A 14,416-nucleotide genomic window follows, 5' to 3' on the forward strand; every position below is an offset into this window, starting at 1 on the left:
CATCCTTGGTTGGATGCCTTTTTCCATTACTAATTAAGCTCTAGAAACATAAGATCCATCTGTTGTGTTAACAATTAACACATCACCTTCGTTAACGAAGAAAGGTACGTTTACTACTAATCCAGTTTCCACTGTTGCAGGCTTCGAACCACCAGAAGCAGTGTCACCTTTAATTCCTGGTTCAGTTTCTGTTACTTTTAGTTCTACTGTATTTGGAAGCTCAATACCAAGTGTTTCGCTTTGATACATCATAATTGCAACTTCCATGTTTTCTTTTAAGAACTTAAGCTCGTATTCAATTTGCTTTGATGGTAATTCGATTTGCTCATATGACTCGTTGTCCATGAATACATGGAGATCACCATTTGCATATAAATACTGCATTTTACGGTTATCTATTTGTGCTTTTCCTACTTTTTCTCCAGCACGGAATGTTTTCTCTTGAATAGCACCTGTACGTAAGTTACGTAATTTTGAACGAACAAACGCAGCACCTTTTCCAGGTTTAACGTGTTGGAAATCCATTACACGCCAAATACCGTTATCTACTTCAATTGTTAAACCTGTACGAAAATCGTTTACTGAAATCATTTTAATTTCCTCCTACATTTAAACAAAAGTTACTTAATGGTATTGTTACCACTGTAAATAAAATCTACTCTATCCAAAAAGCACTTATAAAATAATAAGTTCCTTTGTAGAGTGGGATAGACTCTCATTTCCATCCGCTGTTACAACAGTATCATCTTCTATTCTTACTCCACCTAAACCAGCAATATATATCCCAGGTTCTACTGTTACTACCATACCAGGCTCTAATATAGTATCAGATTTTAGTGAAAGTGATGGTCCTTCATGAACTTCCATTCCAAGACCATGTCCAGTGGAATGTCCAAAATACTCTCCAAAACCTTTTTCCGTTATATAATCTCGAGTTAAAGCATCTGCTTCACGGCCAGTGATACCAGCTTTAATTCCTCTCATTCCACGTAATTGTGCTTCTAATACAACATTATAAATGTTTACTAATTCATCGCTAGGTGTACCTACAGCAACTGTTCTTGTAATATCTGAATTGTATCCTTTATAAAATGCTCCAAAATCAAGGGTAACAAATTCTCCAGATTCAATTACTTTACTAGACGCTACACCATGTGGCAACGCAGAACGATGTCCGGAAGCAACGATAATATCGAATGAGGAAGAAACGGCACCTTGTTTTCTCATGAAAAATTCTAATTCATTTGAAACATCAAGCTCCGTTATGCCAGGTTTTATGTATGTAAGAATGTGCTCGAATGCTGCGTCCGCAATTTGAATAGCTTCCTTTAATATATTAATCTCTTGTTCTGTCTTAATCAAGCGTAACTTTTCGATAACGCCACTAATCGGTACAAGTTCTGCCCCAATCTCTTTTCTAAAAGCTAAATATGTGGAAAATGTTACGTGATCTGTCTCAAAACCAAGTTTCGAAATACCAAGTACTTTTACCTGATTTGCTATTTCTTCCACAAGGCCACCTTTATGTTGAACTATTTCAAATCCTACACATTGTTTACTTGCTTGCTCTGTATATCTAAAGTCTGTAATAAATACTGCTTTTTCAGCTGTAATAATTGCTACACCTGCAGTACCAGTAAATCCAGTTAAATAGCTTCTATTTTTCCCACTAGTCACTAATAATGCATCCACGTTTGCTTCAGTAAATGCATTACGTAATTTGTTTAATTTTTCCATTATTTTTTCCCCCTTATTACATTTAACAATCCTTTTACAGCTAATTCATATCCGTCTAAACCGAATCCCACAATTTGCCCCTTGGTTACAGGTGCTGTAACGGAGAGGTGGCGAAACGACTCTCGAGCGTGAATGTTAGAAATATGTACTTCGACAACAGGAATAACAATACTATCAATCGCATCACGAATTGCGTAACTATAATGAGTAAATGCCCCTGGGTTTATAACAATACCTTCATATTGAGCATCTGCTTCATGTAATTTATCTATAATTGCTCCTTCATGATTAGATTGAAAAGTATCAATCAATAAATGATGCTCTTTTGCATATTCAGCTAATCGTTGTTCTAAGTCATTTAAAGTGTCACGTCCATAAACAGCAGGGTCTCGTTTGCCGAGACGGTTTAAATTAGGACCGTTTATTACAAGTAGCCGCATAATCATTATACTCCTTTTCTATCTCTTCAAAAAAGAAAAGAATGTTCGATTACAGAACATTCTATCATATAATACCACTTACCGACTACTCGTTCGATGTTTGTTGACCATGATTTTGGTCATGTTTCGGTTGTAATTCGTTATATTCATAAGAAACTGTATAACCCACGAATAACCCAAACAGAATAAATAAACAAAAGCTAGTGACAATCGTGTCTAATGTTAAATTTGGAACTGTTTTAATTCCTGGAAACATCGGATTTAAAATAAAAAACACAAGGCCCCAAAGAACAGCACCATAAATAAGACCCATCCAAAACTGCTGGAATTTTTTTAAAAAGGCAAAATAACCTATTGCCGCGCCAATCCCTATCACTCCTAATATAAATATACTAACAAAATTGCCAAAAACGCCATTTTTCCACTCACCGACAGCCCACGGTTGTAAAACAACATTAGGGCTAATCTCAATAAAGTTAAATACATAGGCAAGGTAACCTAACGCACTCCAAAGAAGGCCACCGACCAAACCAGTAATGACGACTCTTGTCATTAAACTCATCGGTTCCTCTCTTTGATTTTGTTCTAATTTTTCTTCACCAGCCAATTTAGTATCACCTCTTTTTCATGCTTTCTATATATCTTTCCAATTCAGAACCGCTTTCATTCAAGTACTTTACAAAAATAACAATAACTAATTTTATCCGAAACGCTACCATGAATATCATAATAATGACTGGTCAGAAAAAGGAGATTTTATGTTTCAAATCGAATATACATAATAGGGATAATGTTTATAATTATTAGGAATTGAACATTATAGATGATATAGTTAAGATGTATGAAAGGTTACACTTTTAGTGAGATAGTTTTTCTTATAAAACTAACAACATTCTCCTACTAATCAAAACTTTACAAAAAGTTTTTTAAGTTAATAGTATAAATTTTTCGAGCGAGCCTCATCCTAGTAATGTTACTAGGAATTATGCATAAATGTGCTAGTTTTTACGTGTAGCTGGGAGGTAGACAAATGAAGAGTAGAACAAAAACAATAATCTTATGGACTATATTATCATTAGCAATCATTTATCTTATTTCAGAACTATTCACGAATACAAGAGGACTGCTAACACAATTATTAATAATAGTTGGAGCTGCAACTGTCTTTTATTTAGTGTTCCGTCATTTTATCGCTGGTAGGATAGGCGGCGGAGCAAATGGTTCTAAATATAAAAAAGCGGTGAAGCAATCAAAAAAGAAATACCAAGCGAAGCCTGCACCTTCTACATTTAATATGAAAGATCGTGCAGCAGTAAAGTCGAAACCGCAAAAAGCAACGAAACCAAAAAGAAAAACAGCCACTCACCTTACTGTCATTGAAGGAAAAAAAGGCAAAAAGAAAAATCGAGCATTTTTTTAAGCTCGATTTTTTTGTTTGCTATTTTTTTGCAAAAAGTAGTGACAATCCTGTCGCCCTCTCTCATCTACCTTAATAACACCACTTTCTTAAAAACATTTCCGTTCGTATACGACCTAGTTCTACTAACGATTTTTTTCTATCCTCCGTCATTTCAAATTCAGTTGTCATTACATGCTGTGTTGGTATAAAGATTATATTTTTTTCGTGACGTCTAGAAATATATCGAGCATCATGAGCATCTTTCATCGTTTCAAACAAAGCTCCAAACATCGTAATTGCATTGTTTATCGTCTTTACTGGAACACCCTCCAGATTTGAACTTAATCGTATACCTAATGCAGGTCTTACCTTTTGTACATTATCCTTATCAAATAGCCATAAGGGAAAATTACTTAGTACTCCACCATCTACAAATAAAAACGGTACACCTTTATTTTTAATTTTAACAGGTTCAAAAAAATAAGGAATACTACAACTCATCCTTAATGCTTTAGCGACTGGAAATGTTCGTGGATCAATATTATACTTTGGGAGATCGTCAGGCAAAATGACAAGTCTTCCGCTAGTGACATCAGAAGTAATTACTCTTAACTTTTGATGCGGCAAGTCTCCAAACGTTCGAACCCCTCTTGCTTCTAATTTTTTATACAACCACTTTTCTAAACTATCTCCTTTATATAAACCTAAACGCCAATAAAGAAGTAGCCATTTTCCAACCGAGGAAGGAATAAGTGTTTTTCTTTCATCTAAAAAATTTAACATATCTGTTTCTTCTAACATCTGATACATTTCATCTGAGCGATATCCCGCAGCTATAAAGGCGGCTATAATGGATCCTGCGCTCGTCCCGGCAACGCGTACAAAACGAAAACCTCTCGCTTCTAACACTTGTAATGCACCTATCATGGCAAATCCTTTTATTCCACCACCTGAAAAAACACCATCGATGTCCAAGGAGGTCACCCCCAGTTTCATCAGTATGTTTAAATGTAGTGAAAGAGATTTCTTTTTATGACAATTTTATAGCTTGTCTTCTTATTTTTCTTGGAAACCTGACAAAAAAAGTCCCAAAAGTCAGTTCTACTAACACTTGGGACATTCCACTACTAATTATTTTCATTCTGTTTTTGAATTTGTTCTAACTCTTCGACCCGAATTTTATTATCTTCAAAATATTGTACTAGATCCCCTATTCGATCAATAGCATTCCAACTTAAATGATGCTCAATTCCTTCCACATCATTATATATGTTTTCTTCTTCAACCCCAATAATTCGTAAAAACTGTTCCAAAAGTTCATGACGTGCAACTAACCGTTTACCAATCTTTTTGCCCTTCGATGTTAATATAAGGCCTCTATATTTTTCATACACTAAGTAATCATCTTTATCTAATTTTTGTACCATTTTCGTAACTGATGAGGGGTGAACCGCTAGGGCTTCTGCTATATCTGAAACTCTCGCATATCCTTTCGCTTCTATTAGTAAATATATCTGTTCTATGTAATCCTCCATGCTCGGTGTTGGCATGATATCCCCTCCATCTAATCTGTGGTCCGAAACAAGCTTTTAATTAAAATGATACATGAACTTTTCTTTGCTGACAAGCTGATATGTGGCAGTTTTCAACACTGCTGTTTTTTGAAACCTTTTTAAAATTTGATCGTATAGATTATTAAGACAATGGAGGTATGTATATGGAATTTTTATTTATTGCTATTGGCATTGCAACTGCAGGTTATTTTATTGGAGAAGGACTAAAAAATTTCCAGTCCCCAAATTCGAAATCATTAATAGAAACTATTGAAGAAGACGATGATCATGAGCTTATTAAAGAAAATAACGTACACTACTTTTTAGGAGTGACGAAGGAGGATGCGAAACAATTAATTAGTGAGTACCCACACATTCCTCACATTCTATTAAATGGGAAGGTATATTACCAAAAAGCAAAGCTGAAGGAGTGGTTAAATACAATCGGCAAATAATTATAAAATAACTAATAGAGATCTTTTATTTATTTCAACGACTACTAGACGGAAGAAAAAAGGTATTCATCGAATCGGACACGTAGCAATTTATATAGGAAACAATAAAATGTTACACACTTACCGCCAAGGGAAAAAAGTACAAATTTCTACTATTAACACCTATTGGAGAAGTGTATTAATAGGTGTAAAGAGAGTTTTATAACAAGAAGAGAAGCAAACGGGCAGATTGCTTCTCTTTTTCTATTCCTTAATCAACGGGTATTTCTATCATATCGCCATACTCCTTCATGAAATGCATCCCGTTAATATAAATAAATTCCGGTTCAGTATTCGCTTCAAATAATAACGTCCTTTCTTTCATTTGCTGACCGTCTTCTAATTTTACATATGATTGTCTCACAATAGTTTTTAAAGGGGTTACTTCTTCCTCTGTTTCAATCGAAACACCATCTAACATTACATCATTATCTGTTCTAATTGTTATTTCTACCATTTCTGATGTTGTATTGATATCTTGTATCCATAATTCTTTTTCGTTTAACATTGTAGGGTTGTTATTAGTCGCTAGCGCTAATTTTTTATCAACATTTTCGTAACCGGCAAACTCATTAATTTTTAGCTCCAATGAGTGGAGACCTTTTGGTAGTGCATCGTAATTTAGAGAGAATTTTCTTCCTAGTAAAGATGATTGATATCCCCCACCTAATGACGTAACCTCTTTTCCGTTCGCGTATAATTGAATACCCCATAAAGCATCAGGAACACGGTCAAAATTTTCAACATTTAATTTCCCTTCCACAACTGTCATAGTAGGTGTTGCCCTAATCGTTTGAAACGTAATCGTCCCCTTATCGACTTTTATCGCTTTATTAATAGATTGTTTAATTTCCGTTTGTAACGCTTTGTTCGGATTATATGGAATAGTCACGAATTCTTCTACTGTTTGGTTGTTGTTCATACCTTGTTGAAAGTTGACCGTCAATTTTTTCGCAAAAGGGCTGACCGGTTCAAATGATTGTGTTCCCTTTATTTCTGTTTGATTATCATCAACAATAAACGTACCCGATGTCGGAAACGAATTGGTCAGAAAGCCTGAAATAGGTAAAAAACGAAAATAATCTCTTATATGATCTTTTATTCCTTTTGGATTATTTAATGAATAATAAAGAATAAGTTGATTAGAGTCGGCCATAACACCTTCTATTGTAAGCTTCGTTCCATCAACCAAAGTTACCGTTTCGTCCACGATTTGTCCAAGTCCTTCTTCATTTAATTCCATTAATGTGCCTGTCATCATTTCATCGAAACCAAATAGTTTTTTTCCATAATAAGCTAAGCCATTATATTGATAACCTATAATAACAATAAAAAACATTGCCACTGCTACTAATTTCCATAAAGGAGCATTTTGCTTTTGTTTGTTTGGTGCCTTGTTTAAAGCTTCTCTCAATCTAGTTTCTAATTCATCAGGTGCAGTGTAAGAGTCTATTCGTTTTTTTTCTTCCGCTAATTTATCTTCAATGTTACTCATTCCACTCACCTCCGTGTAGTTCCCTTAACTTTTTCAACCCTTGAAAAATTCTAGATTTCACTGTACCTAATGAGACATTTGTTAACGTTGCAATTGATTGATAATCCATATCGTGAAAATATTTAAGTTGAATAGCTTCTTTTTGATGCTTATTTAATTGTAGCAGCATTTCCTGTATGTCCATTTGATGAACACTTTTTAAATAAGGGTTACTGGTCAAAGCATGAGATATTTCATCTGACTGTTCATTCCAGTCATCAATTAAAATTAATTTTTTGTTCTTTCGAAGCATCGTTTTGCAACTATTTACTAGAATTGTTTTACTCCAACTGTAAAACGCTTCTTCTTTTTTCAATTGATCAATTTTTTCATATATCTTTACAATCATGTCTTCCATTGCATCCATTGCATCATGTGAATTCCCCATGTAGCTAAAAGCAAGTCGGTAATATGTATCCTTATCCTCCATAATCAATTGTAGAAGCGCCTCCTTATTACCCCTTTTCGCTTTGTTCACTAACCGAACGATATTCATGCTCTCACCTCTCTCCCCTATATGAGTTTTGTGTTGAGTAAAAAGTTCATTTTATTTACATTCTTTTTTATTATAAAGATACGTTATTGACCTCGTCCCCATTGTTAGAAGAAAAAAAGCCCAGAGGTTTAACCCCGAGCTTACTTGTCATCATGTTTTAAATCTGAAAAAAATTTAATTAACTAATCCATCTTCTTTAGTAGGACCCATAACACCAGGAACTTGTAAACCAGCTTGACGCAATAATACAGTCATCTGGCCACGGTGGTGAATACTGTGGTCCATAAGAACTTTAAGAAGAGCTCCTCTTGGTGTTGTACGACCAAAACTTTCAACTTCTTCTAATAGCTTTTCATCTGTTAGTTTTCTGTCTACTTCTAATTTTAACTCATCTATTATTTTGCGAAATGCATTTGCAATTTCATTAGCGGAAGTAGGGACAGATTTTTCTGAGCCAGGTGATTTTACATCAAGTTTAAGTTCTATAGTCTTATTACTTACAAACATATATTGAGGAAGACAAGTATTATAAATTGTCTTCCTCTTTTTATTAGCGGTATTAATAAGCAGCATATGAATATAAAGAATTTTGGTGGTCAATATAAACGTAAATAGGTTAATTAAGGGGTATAAACTTTGGATTGGAAAAAATATAAACGAAAATTTAAAGAGCCAAAAAAGAAAGAAGAATTTAATACAGAAGTTATCAACGTTACGCTTAAGACCATTCTTAAGAAGGTAGAAAATATAGATGATTTAGTTGTAAAAGAAATTAGCATCGAAGACCATTGTTTTACTGTAATGTATATTTCTTCAATTGTCGATGCCTCTAGTATCCAAGAGAAAATGATTGATCCTATTTCAGATAGTGAGACTACCACTAGCGTGTTCAAAAAATTAAATAAACTAGAAAAGATAAATAATCAAGATCAAAGTCTTTTACTTCATGAACTAGCAAGTGGGTTTGCCTTTTTATTTAATAGTCTGGATGAAAATATTATTTATAAACTTCCAGCGTTTAATGCCCCAGAACGATCCATTACTGCACCTGAAAATGAAACAACAATCTTAGGGCCACAAGATGCATTTGTAGAATCTATTGAAACAAATATGTCTTTGATTAGGAGAAGGATTCGATCAACAGAGTTAAAAAGCAAATCTTTCTTTTTAGGAACAGAAACAAAAAATTCTGTGAGCATTGTATATTTGGGTAACCTAGCAAACAAAGAAAATGTTGATCGAGTTATCGTTCGGCTCGAAAATGTCGAATACGATGGGTTTATAGGGATGCCAGTTCTAAAACAGCTATTAGAAGATAATCCATTCTCTCCTTTCCCTCAATTTGGAATTACAGTTAGAACAGACTGGGCTGTAAATGAGCTTTTGAACGGAAAAATTTTAGTACTATTAAACGGAAGCCCTGAGGTTGCTATTTTACCAACTACGTTCATGGAAATGTTTATGTCACCGGAAGACTTTTATAATAGATGGACGACTGCAACACTTTTAAGGACTTTACGCCTTTTTGGATTTTTCGTTTCCATTTTACTCACGTCAACATATGTTTCGGTGCTGACGTTTCATCCAGCAATGTTGCCTCCGCAACTCTTATCTATACTAGCTGATTCAAGGGCGAGAGTACCTTTTCCACCTGTATTAGAGGTACTTATCATTGAACTAGTTATTGAGATACTTCGGGAGGCTGGTTCTAGAATGCCTACAAAGATTGGACAAACAATTGGTATTGTAGGCGGTATTGTTATCGGAACGGCTGCTGTAGAGGCTGGACTTGCAAGTAATATATTAATTGTACTAGTTGCAACTACTGCTCTTCTATCCTTTATATCTCCAAACTTTTTAATGAGTAACGCAATACGCCTTATTCGCTATTTATTTATAATTGCTGCAGGTGTGCTTGGAATGTTTGGGCAAATGGTAACACTCGCTTGGTTAATAAATCACCTTTCCAACCTAACGTCACTTGGCTCTCCATTTATTTCGCCAGTCATTCCAAGAAAATGGTCTGATTTATTAAATAGTGTTCTCCGAGCGCCGGTTAAGTATATGACAAAGAGACCTGGAATTTCACGAGCAAAAAAAGATCTTGTTAAACCACTAGATGAGGAGTAATGTCCATGGACAAGGGAAGATTTAAAAAACTCAATAAGTACCATGTTATATTCCTCGTACAAAATATTATGATCGGAATTGGGCTTTTAACCCTTCCAAAGGACATTAGTAATGTCGGAAACAACCAATGGATTGTCCCCTTTTTGTTAGGTGTTATTGCCAATATTTCTATTTTCCCAATTGTCTATATAGGAAGAAAATTCCCAAATGACCCTTTTTTTATTGTTATTGAGAAACTATGGGGGAAAATTTTAGGGACAATTGTTCATTTATTAATTATATTTTATGGAATTTTACAAGTAGGTAATGTAATTCATTCATACTTAAGACTAGTCCAAACGGTTGCATTACCGAATTATACAGTATCATTTATGTCTATTGCTCTTTACATTCCATTAGTCACCATTGTCCTAGGGGGAATAAAATCTATTGCTCGGTTTTGTATGTTTTCTTTTTTCTTTACAGCCTGGATGATGATTTTTACAAAGTGGGCATTTCAAGCTGGGCACTGGGTTAATGTTATTCCTACATGGGAAGTAAGTTTATTGGAATGGGGCAAGTCTATCCATTATGGATTTGAAGCGTTTTTCGGTTTTGGCATATTAGCATTTTTCTTTCCCTATATCATGGATCAAAAAAGGGCATTTCTACATGCTAGCATTGGTATTTGGATTGTAGTTATTATATACGTTATTATATCGCTAGCTAGCGTAGTTTACTTTTCTGAATGGCAGCTTACTAATTTGCTATTTCCTCTACTTAATCTATTTCAAGCTGTAAAACTACCGTTTATAGAAAGAGTAGAGGTTTTCGGCACCTCACTTTGGGCATTTTTAATTTTATCTACTTCTGCAGCGTATTTATGGATCTCTAAAAAGGGATTTGATGCTATTTTCTCCAAAAATAAAAATCGTACTTGGCATCTTTACGCAGTCGCTTTTCTATCATGGATACTATTTAACGGCCCTATTCCCTTCCAAATACAACTACTTCTTTTCTATGAATGGAATATTTTTTATGGATACTTTATGTTAGCTATCCCTTATCTATTAATGATCACTTATTTATTAAAAAATATAATGGATAAATCTTCTCGTAAAGGAGGGTTCACTTCTTGAAACCGAAACTTCTTATCGCCTTTTTGTTATTACCTATTGTAGTTAGTTGTCAAAATCCAAATGTAGAGTATCCGGTTATAGAAGATTTAGGGATGGTTGGGATAATGGGTTTTGATTATGTTGATGAAAGACAAGTAAAAGTAACTATGACACTTTCTCCTACGAGAGAGGAAGAAAAAGAAAAAGTACAGCAAGGGACATCAACAGTGGAAGTTCCACATCAGGCAGTGTTAGAAATGTCAACAATATCTGAAAAAATACTATCACTAGCTCAATTAAGGGTATTATTGTTTAGTGAGGAGTATGCCGCTAAAGTTGGAATATGGGAGACTATTGAACATCTTTATAGAGATCCTAACGTCGGGGCTAATGTGTTCGTCGCTGTTATTAGTGGTTCTGCTGAAGAAGCTCTCTCGCTACCATATGAAGACAAGCCTGAAATTAATGTGTACCTTAATGAACTATTAACACCGCGAATAGCAGTCGCGTTTAATCCTTTTACTACAATACATGATTTTATTTATCGGCTTACAGACAATATCTCAGATCCTACCACCCCTTACTTAGAAGTAATCAATGAAAACTCGCTAAAAATTACGAGAGTAGCATTATTTAAAGGGGATAAATTTATTTCCACTATAAGTCCCGAAGAAGCAAAATTAGTAGAAGCATTAAAAAAAAGAAGAAACATTCCTGATATGAGCATTTCATTAAATGAAGGGGTTACGACATTACGATTTGTCAAAACCCGAATATTAATTGAAACAAATGGAGATTTACAAAACTTAACTATTTCAACTAATTTATTTGTTAACGGAAGTGTAATTGACTACGAGGGGCATAAAAAGTTGGATACGTTACAAAACCAAGTGGAATTAGAACAAAAAGTGAGCGAGCAGCTGAATGAACAGCTAAGAAAAGTAATTAAGCACTTTCAAGAGTTAGAAATTGATCCAATTGGGTTAGGAGAAAAAGTAAAAGTACGAAATAGTAGCAACTGGACAAAAGAAAACTGGAACAAGGTTCTAAAGGATGCTGAAATTAAAACGAATGTAAAAGTAACAATTGTCTCACCTGGAACAATTAGTTAACTTTTCAGTAGAGGGTTGTTAATAAAAACCATTAGAATAAACCGTTACCTCCCACCTAAACAGATGTTATATATACCGTGGAGGTGGGAGAACACTAATTCTTATACATGGCAAAACGCGGGAAGGAATTATAGAATTTCTTCTAGTCTTATATCGAATATTAATTATAAATCAACTATACGATTAGTTAATACTATATGATTGATCTCTAACCACTACCGTCTCAGGTTTGAAACGTATTAAAACATTACTGTCATCCAAATGTTTAAATCGTGGATCCCATTGTTCCATATTCTCTCCTAAATATTTCGCCAACAATCGATTTGCAATTGTATGATTAAATGGCTCAACAGTGGCAACACCTCTAAAACCCGCATGCAATACGAGACCGGTTTTCACGTCGAAATCTACGATACCGATAGCACAGTTTCTATTTACCCTTATTCTCTTTGGAAAACTATCGGAAGAAGTCCCTATAATCCAAAGTATGTTATTATTCCAAAGAAACCAAACTGGGGAATCTCTTGGAAAGTCCTCTTCGACTGTCGACAAATGCGCGAACAAAGGCTTAGCTAGGAACTGTTCCAAATCGAAACTTCTTTTCTTATCTTTAATAATTTTCACTTTTAAAACCTCTCTTTAAAAAAAGTTCATTAATTATCATTTAAAGTTATTTGTTCTTGTACCTCTTACTTCTAATCGAACTTTAACATTATTATGAACTATTCGAAATATTTTGTAAAAAACAACTTGACGAGATTAAACTTCTTATAAGATAATACTCTTGAGTAATATAATGGAATGAGGGGTTTACATAATGGGAAAAAGGGGCCGTAAGCAAGGTTCCAGTGGCGAGCATAGTAAGGCTCAATTACTATCGATAGCAGCTGATGAATTTGCAGAACATGGATATTTCTCAACGAAAATAAGCACAATTGTGAAAAAAGCTGGAGTTACGCAACCTACCTTTTATCTTTATTTTCCTAGTAAAGAAGCAATATTTCAGGAATTAGTTGGCTTGTTTCGAAACAAATTTGCTCTCCTTACGAAAAAAAGCCGACTAGAAACAGGGCTAGAATTAGATTCCCTTCCAGGAAGAATTGCCATCGGCTTAACTGCAATTTTTCAATTTTTTTATGACAATCGAAGCTTAACTAAAATTGGACTTTATCTGTCTGATGATGCAGAAGAGATAAAAAATGATATTGTCCAGCTAATCACGGAAAACTTAGAGTCTGAACAGAGAGATGGATACTTTCGGACGAATGTGGAAATGCGTACGGTTGCAGAGAGTTTAGTTGGTATTATGGAACGTCTTACTGCCACTTATTTGTTTCAAGATAAAAAAAAGCCTGAGGAATTAGCAAGAGAAATTGTTGATCTTTTATTATACGGGTTGCAAGTTAAATAACATATTTCGTTTCTACTAGAGAAAGACTGTGCTTAGGTTGTTTTACTAGCCTTTAATATTGGGGATGATTTGAATGGAAACGGTAAAGGAAAAAAGTTATGATATGCTAGACCCAGACTGGATTGAGCTTCTTTTAATCGCGAAAGAAATTGGCTTAACGATAGAACAAGTGAAGGAATTTTTGGACGAAAAGAGCATAAATGACCGATAGAATTCAGATGATTGTGGTGCAATAAGACTAGAATGAACATCTAGTATTCTAGTCTTTTATTTACTGTATATTTCCCTATCCCCAAACTTTCTTATTCCCCTTTAATCTCCTATTAATCTTCCTTTTAATAAAGACAAACATCCCATAACCAATCATAACTCCAATTGTGTTCAAAATAACATCATCAATATCTGTACTTCGTCCGATAAATAATTGTGTTATTTCGATGAAACATGTAACCGCTAGAGCAACTACTGATATCTTTTTAAGCGAACGCACTCTTCGATAAAGAAGAGGAACGAAAATTCCAATCGGTGTAAAAACAAACATATTCCCAAATATATTAACCATTGATAAACTACTCCAATTGTCTATGTTAGGATTTGCTTGAAGATATAGGAAAAGTGTCCGAAACGGGATGATATTGACGCTAGCTATTTCATTTGACCATTGTACATTAAAATAAAATTCTCCCGTCGAACTAATAATCCCCGCATCCCATTTTGGAATAATCGTTTGGGATGCTACTGCAATGATGTAAAGAGAAAAAAAGCCTAATAGCAACTCTCGCCCTACACTTGCTTGTTGTTTTTTCCTTTTCATATAAACAAATCTACCTATTATATAAAAAGGGACAGCAATTACCATATACTCTATCATTTTGTATACATATAACAGTATTAAACTCATATTCCCTCCGTTACTTCATCTTATATGTAATTTAATTGCAGTTTTAATAATACCACAATTTGGAATATTACTTTTAAAAAAGTAGCTCGTCCTAACATCTTTTTTCGTTAGG

General features: G+C 34.3%; 19 protein-coding genes. 8 read left to right on the plus strand and 11 right to left on the minus strand.

Features of this window, described 5'->3' with window-relative positions; all coding sequences use genetic code 11:
* Nucleotides 1-33 precede the first annotated feature (33 nt).
* The 4 genes from efp to BC6307_RS14800 all read right to left on the minus strand — a co-directional run bounded on the left by efp (nt 34) and on the right by BC6307_RS14800 (nt 2,784).
* Nucleotides 34-591, minus strand: coding sequence for an elongation factor P (gene efp / locus BC6307_RS14785; RefSeq protein ID WP_066418477.1), 558 nt, complete (start codon nt 589-591; stop codon nt 34-36).
* An 84-nt stretch (nt 592-675) separates the two neighbouring features.
* On the minus strand, nt 676-1,737 hold the full coding sequence (locus BC6307_RS14790) for a M24 family metallopeptidase (protein ID WP_066418479.1): 1,062 nt from the start codon (nt 1,735-1,737) through the stop codon (nt 676-678).
* Nucleotides 1,737-2,177 (minus strand): type II 3-dehydroquinate dehydratase, encoded by a 441-nt coding sequence (gene aroQ / locus BC6307_RS14795; RefSeq protein WP_084380552.1) that lies wholly within the window; start codon nt 2,175-2,177, stop codon nt 1,737-1,739. Before aroQ ends, BC6307_RS14790 begins: the two co-directional genes overlap by 1 nt.
* Nucleotides 2,178-2,262: 85 nt before the next feature.
* On the minus strand, nt 2,263-2,784 hold the full coding sequence (locus BC6307_RS14800) for a YqhR family membrane protein (protein WP_066418483.1): 522 nt from the start codon (nt 2,782-2,784) through the stop codon (nt 2,263-2,265).
* A 423-nt stretch (nt 2,785-3,207) separates the two neighbouring features.
* Between BC6307_RS14800 and BC6307_RS14805 the strand changes: the two genes are divergently transcribed.
* A complete protein-coding gene (locus tag BC6307_RS14805; protein ID WP_066418485.1) occupies nt 3,208-3,597 on the plus strand; it encodes an SA1362 family protein in 390 nt (129 codons plus the stop codon).
* Between the two features lie 69 nt (nt 3,598-3,666).
* Here BC6307_RS14805 and BC6307_RS14810 read toward each other — a convergent pair whose 3' ends face one another.
* Both BC6307_RS14810 and mntR read right to left on the minus strand, forming a co-directional pair.
* Nucleotides 3,667-4,551: a patatin-like phospholipase family protein gene (locus BC6307_RS14810; protein ID WP_066418487.1), complete on the minus strand. Its 885-nt coding sequence runs from the start codon at nt 4,549-4,551 to the stop codon at nt 3,667-3,669.
* A 152-nt stretch (nt 4,552-4,703) separates the two neighbouring features.
* Nucleotides 4,704-5,126: a transcriptional regulator MntR gene (mntR, locus tag BC6307_RS14815; RefSeq protein WP_066418489.1), complete on the minus strand. Its 423-nt coding sequence runs from the start codon at nt 5,124-5,126 to the stop codon at nt 4,704-4,706.
* Between the two features lie 167 nt (nt 5,127-5,293).
* Here mntR and BC6307_RS14820 point away from each other — a divergent pair, with 167 nt between their 5' ends.
* Nucleotides 5,294-5,584: a hypothetical protein gene (locus BC6307_RS14820; protein WP_066418491.1), complete on the plus strand. Its 291-nt coding sequence runs from the start codon at nt 5,294-5,296 to the stop codon at nt 5,582-5,584.
* A gap of 7 nt (nt 5,585-5,591) precedes the next feature.
* Nucleotides 5,592-5,789, plus strand: coding sequence for a C40 family peptidase (locus BC6307_RS25365; protein WP_268874280.1), 198 nt, complete (start codon nt 5,592-5,594; stop codon nt 5,787-5,789).
* A gap of 45 nt (nt 5,790-5,834) precedes the next feature.
* On the opposite strand, the gene BC6307_RS14830 is transcribed toward BC6307_RS25365, so the two are convergent.
* From BC6307_RS14830 to BC6307_RS14840, 3 genes are all read right to left on the minus strand, one after another.
* Nucleotides 5,835-7,118 carry a DUF4179 domain-containing protein gene (locus BC6307_RS14830; protein ID WP_066418494.1) on the minus strand — a complete coding sequence of 428 codons (1,284 nt, stop codon included), beginning with the start codon at nt 7,116-7,118 and terminating at the stop codon, nt 5,835-5,837.
* Entirely contained in the window at nt 7,111-7,653 is a 543-nt protein-coding gene (locus BC6307_RS14835; protein ID WP_066418496.1) for a sigma-70 family RNA polymerase sigma factor, read from the minus strand. Before BC6307_RS14835 ends, BC6307_RS14830 begins: the two co-directional genes overlap by 8 nt.
* Before the next feature lie 174 nt (nt 7,654-7,827).
* Nucleotides 7,828-8,160 (minus strand): DinB family protein, encoded by a 333-nt coding sequence (locus tag BC6307_RS14840; RefSeq protein ID WP_066418499.1) that lies wholly within the window; start codon nt 8,158-8,160, stop codon nt 7,828-7,830.
* 129 nt (nt 8,161-8,289) lie between these two features.
* Here BC6307_RS14840 and BC6307_RS14845 point away from each other — a divergent pair, with 129 nt between their 5' ends.
* Genes BC6307_RS14845 through BC6307_RS14855 form a run of 3 tightly spaced genes read left to right on the plus strand, consistent with a single transcriptional unit; the run spans nt 8,290 to nt 11,992 of the window.
* Nucleotides 8,290-9,783: a spore germination protein gene (locus tag BC6307_RS14845; protein ID WP_066418502.1), complete on the plus strand. Its 1,494-nt coding sequence runs from the start codon at nt 8,290-8,292 to the stop codon at nt 9,781-9,783.
* Between the two features lie 5 nt (nt 9,784-9,788).
* On the plus strand, nt 9,789-10,901 hold the full coding sequence (locus BC6307_RS14850; RefSeq protein WP_066418505.1) for a GerAB/ArcD/ProY family transporter: 1,113 nt from the start codon (nt 9,789-9,791) through the stop codon (nt 10,899-10,901).
* Nucleotides 10,898-11,992: a Ger(x)C family spore germination protein gene (locus BC6307_RS14855; RefSeq protein WP_066418509.1), complete on the plus strand. Its 1,095-nt coding sequence runs from the start codon at nt 10,898-10,900 to the stop codon at nt 11,990-11,992. The genes BC6307_RS14850 and BC6307_RS14855 overlap by 4 nt, the downstream gene beginning before the upstream one ends.
* 183 nt (nt 11,993-12,175) lie before the next feature.
* On the opposite strand, the gene BC6307_RS14860 is transcribed toward BC6307_RS14855, so the two are convergent.
* On the minus strand, nt 12,176-12,616 hold the full coding sequence (locus BC6307_RS14860; protein ID WP_066418515.1) for a pyridoxamine 5'-phosphate oxidase family protein: 441 nt from the start codon (nt 12,614-12,616) through the stop codon (nt 12,176-12,178).
* A gap of 193 nt (nt 12,617-12,809) precedes the next feature.
* Here BC6307_RS14860 and BC6307_RS14865 point away from each other — a divergent pair, with 193 nt between their 5' ends.
* Both BC6307_RS14865 and BC6307_RS14870 read left to right on the plus strand, forming a co-directional pair.
* Nucleotides 12,810-13,403: a TetR/AcrR family transcriptional regulator gene (locus tag BC6307_RS14865; RefSeq protein ID WP_066418518.1), complete on the plus strand. Its 594-nt coding sequence runs from the start codon at nt 12,810-12,812 to the stop codon at nt 13,401-13,403.
* A 73-nt stretch (nt 13,404-13,476) separates the two neighbouring features.
* Complete coding sequence (locus tag BC6307_RS14870; protein WP_084380562.1) at nt 13,477-13,614, plus strand: anti-repressor SinI family protein; 138 nt, start codon at nt 13,477-13,479, stop codon at nt 13,612-13,614.
* 75 nt (nt 13,615-13,689) lie between these two features.
* On the opposite strand, the gene BC6307_RS14875 is transcribed toward BC6307_RS14870, so the two are convergent.
* Complete coding sequence (locus BC6307_RS14875; protein ID WP_066418520.1) at nt 13,690-14,304, minus strand: VanZ family protein; 615 nt, start codon at nt 14,302-14,304, stop codon at nt 13,690-13,692.
* Between the last annotated feature and the right edge of the window lie 112 nt (nt 14,305-14,416).

It is taken from the genome of Sutcliffiella cohnii (genome assembly GCF_002250055.1).
Lineage (GTDB): Bacteria > Bacillota > Bacilli > Bacillales > Bacillaceae_I > Sutcliffiella > Sutcliffiella cohnii.

Coding starts and splice junctions, on each gene's coding strand:
- efp (WP_066418477.1), bottom strand. CDS start 591: ATGATTTCAGTAAACGATTTTCGTACAGGTTTAACAATTGAAGTAGAT.
- BC6307_RS14790 (WP_066418479.1), bottom strand. CDS start 1,737: ATGGAAAAATTAAACAAATTACGTAATGCATTTACTGAAGCAAACGTG.
- aroQ (WP_084380552.1), bottom strand. CDS start 2,177: ATGCGGCTACTTGTAATAAACGGTCCTAATTTAAACCGTCTCGGCAAA.
- BC6307_RS14805 (WP_066418485.1), top strand. CDS start 3,208: ATGAAGAGTAGAACAAAAACAATAATCTTATGGACTATATTATCATTA.
- mntR (WP_066418489.1), bottom strand. CDS start 5,126: ATGCCAACACCGAGCATGGAGGATTACATAGAACAGATATATTTACTA.
- BC6307_RS14820 (WP_066418491.1), top strand. CDS start 5,294: ATGGAATTTTTATTTATTGCTATTGGCATTGCAACTGCAGGTTATTTT.
- BC6307_RS14830 (WP_066418494.1), bottom strand. CDS start 7,118: ATGAGTAACATTGAAGATAAATTAGCGGAAGAAAAAAAACGAATAGAC.
- BC6307_RS14835 (WP_066418496.1), bottom strand. CDS start 7,653: ATGAATATCGTTCGGTTAGTGAACAAAGCGAAAAGGGGTAATAAGGAG.
- BC6307_RS14840 (WP_066418499.1), bottom strand. CDS start 8,160: ATGTTTGTAAGTAATAAGACTATAGAACTTAAACTTGATGTAAAATCA.
- BC6307_RS14850 (WP_066418505.1), top strand. CDS start 9,789: ATGGACAAGGGAAGATTTAAAAAACTCAATAAGTACCATGTTATATTC.
- BC6307_RS14865 (WP_066418518.1), top strand. CDS start 12,810: ATGGGAAAAAGGGGCCGTAAGCAAGGTTCCAGTGGCGAGCATAGTAAG.
- BC6307_RS14870 (WP_084380562.1), top strand. CDS start 13,477: ATGGAAACGGTAAAGGAAAAAAGTTATGATATGCTAGACCCAGACTGG.
- BC6307_RS14875 (WP_066418520.1), bottom strand. CDS start 14,304: ATGAGTTTAATACTGTTATATGTATACAAAATGATAGAGTATATGGTA.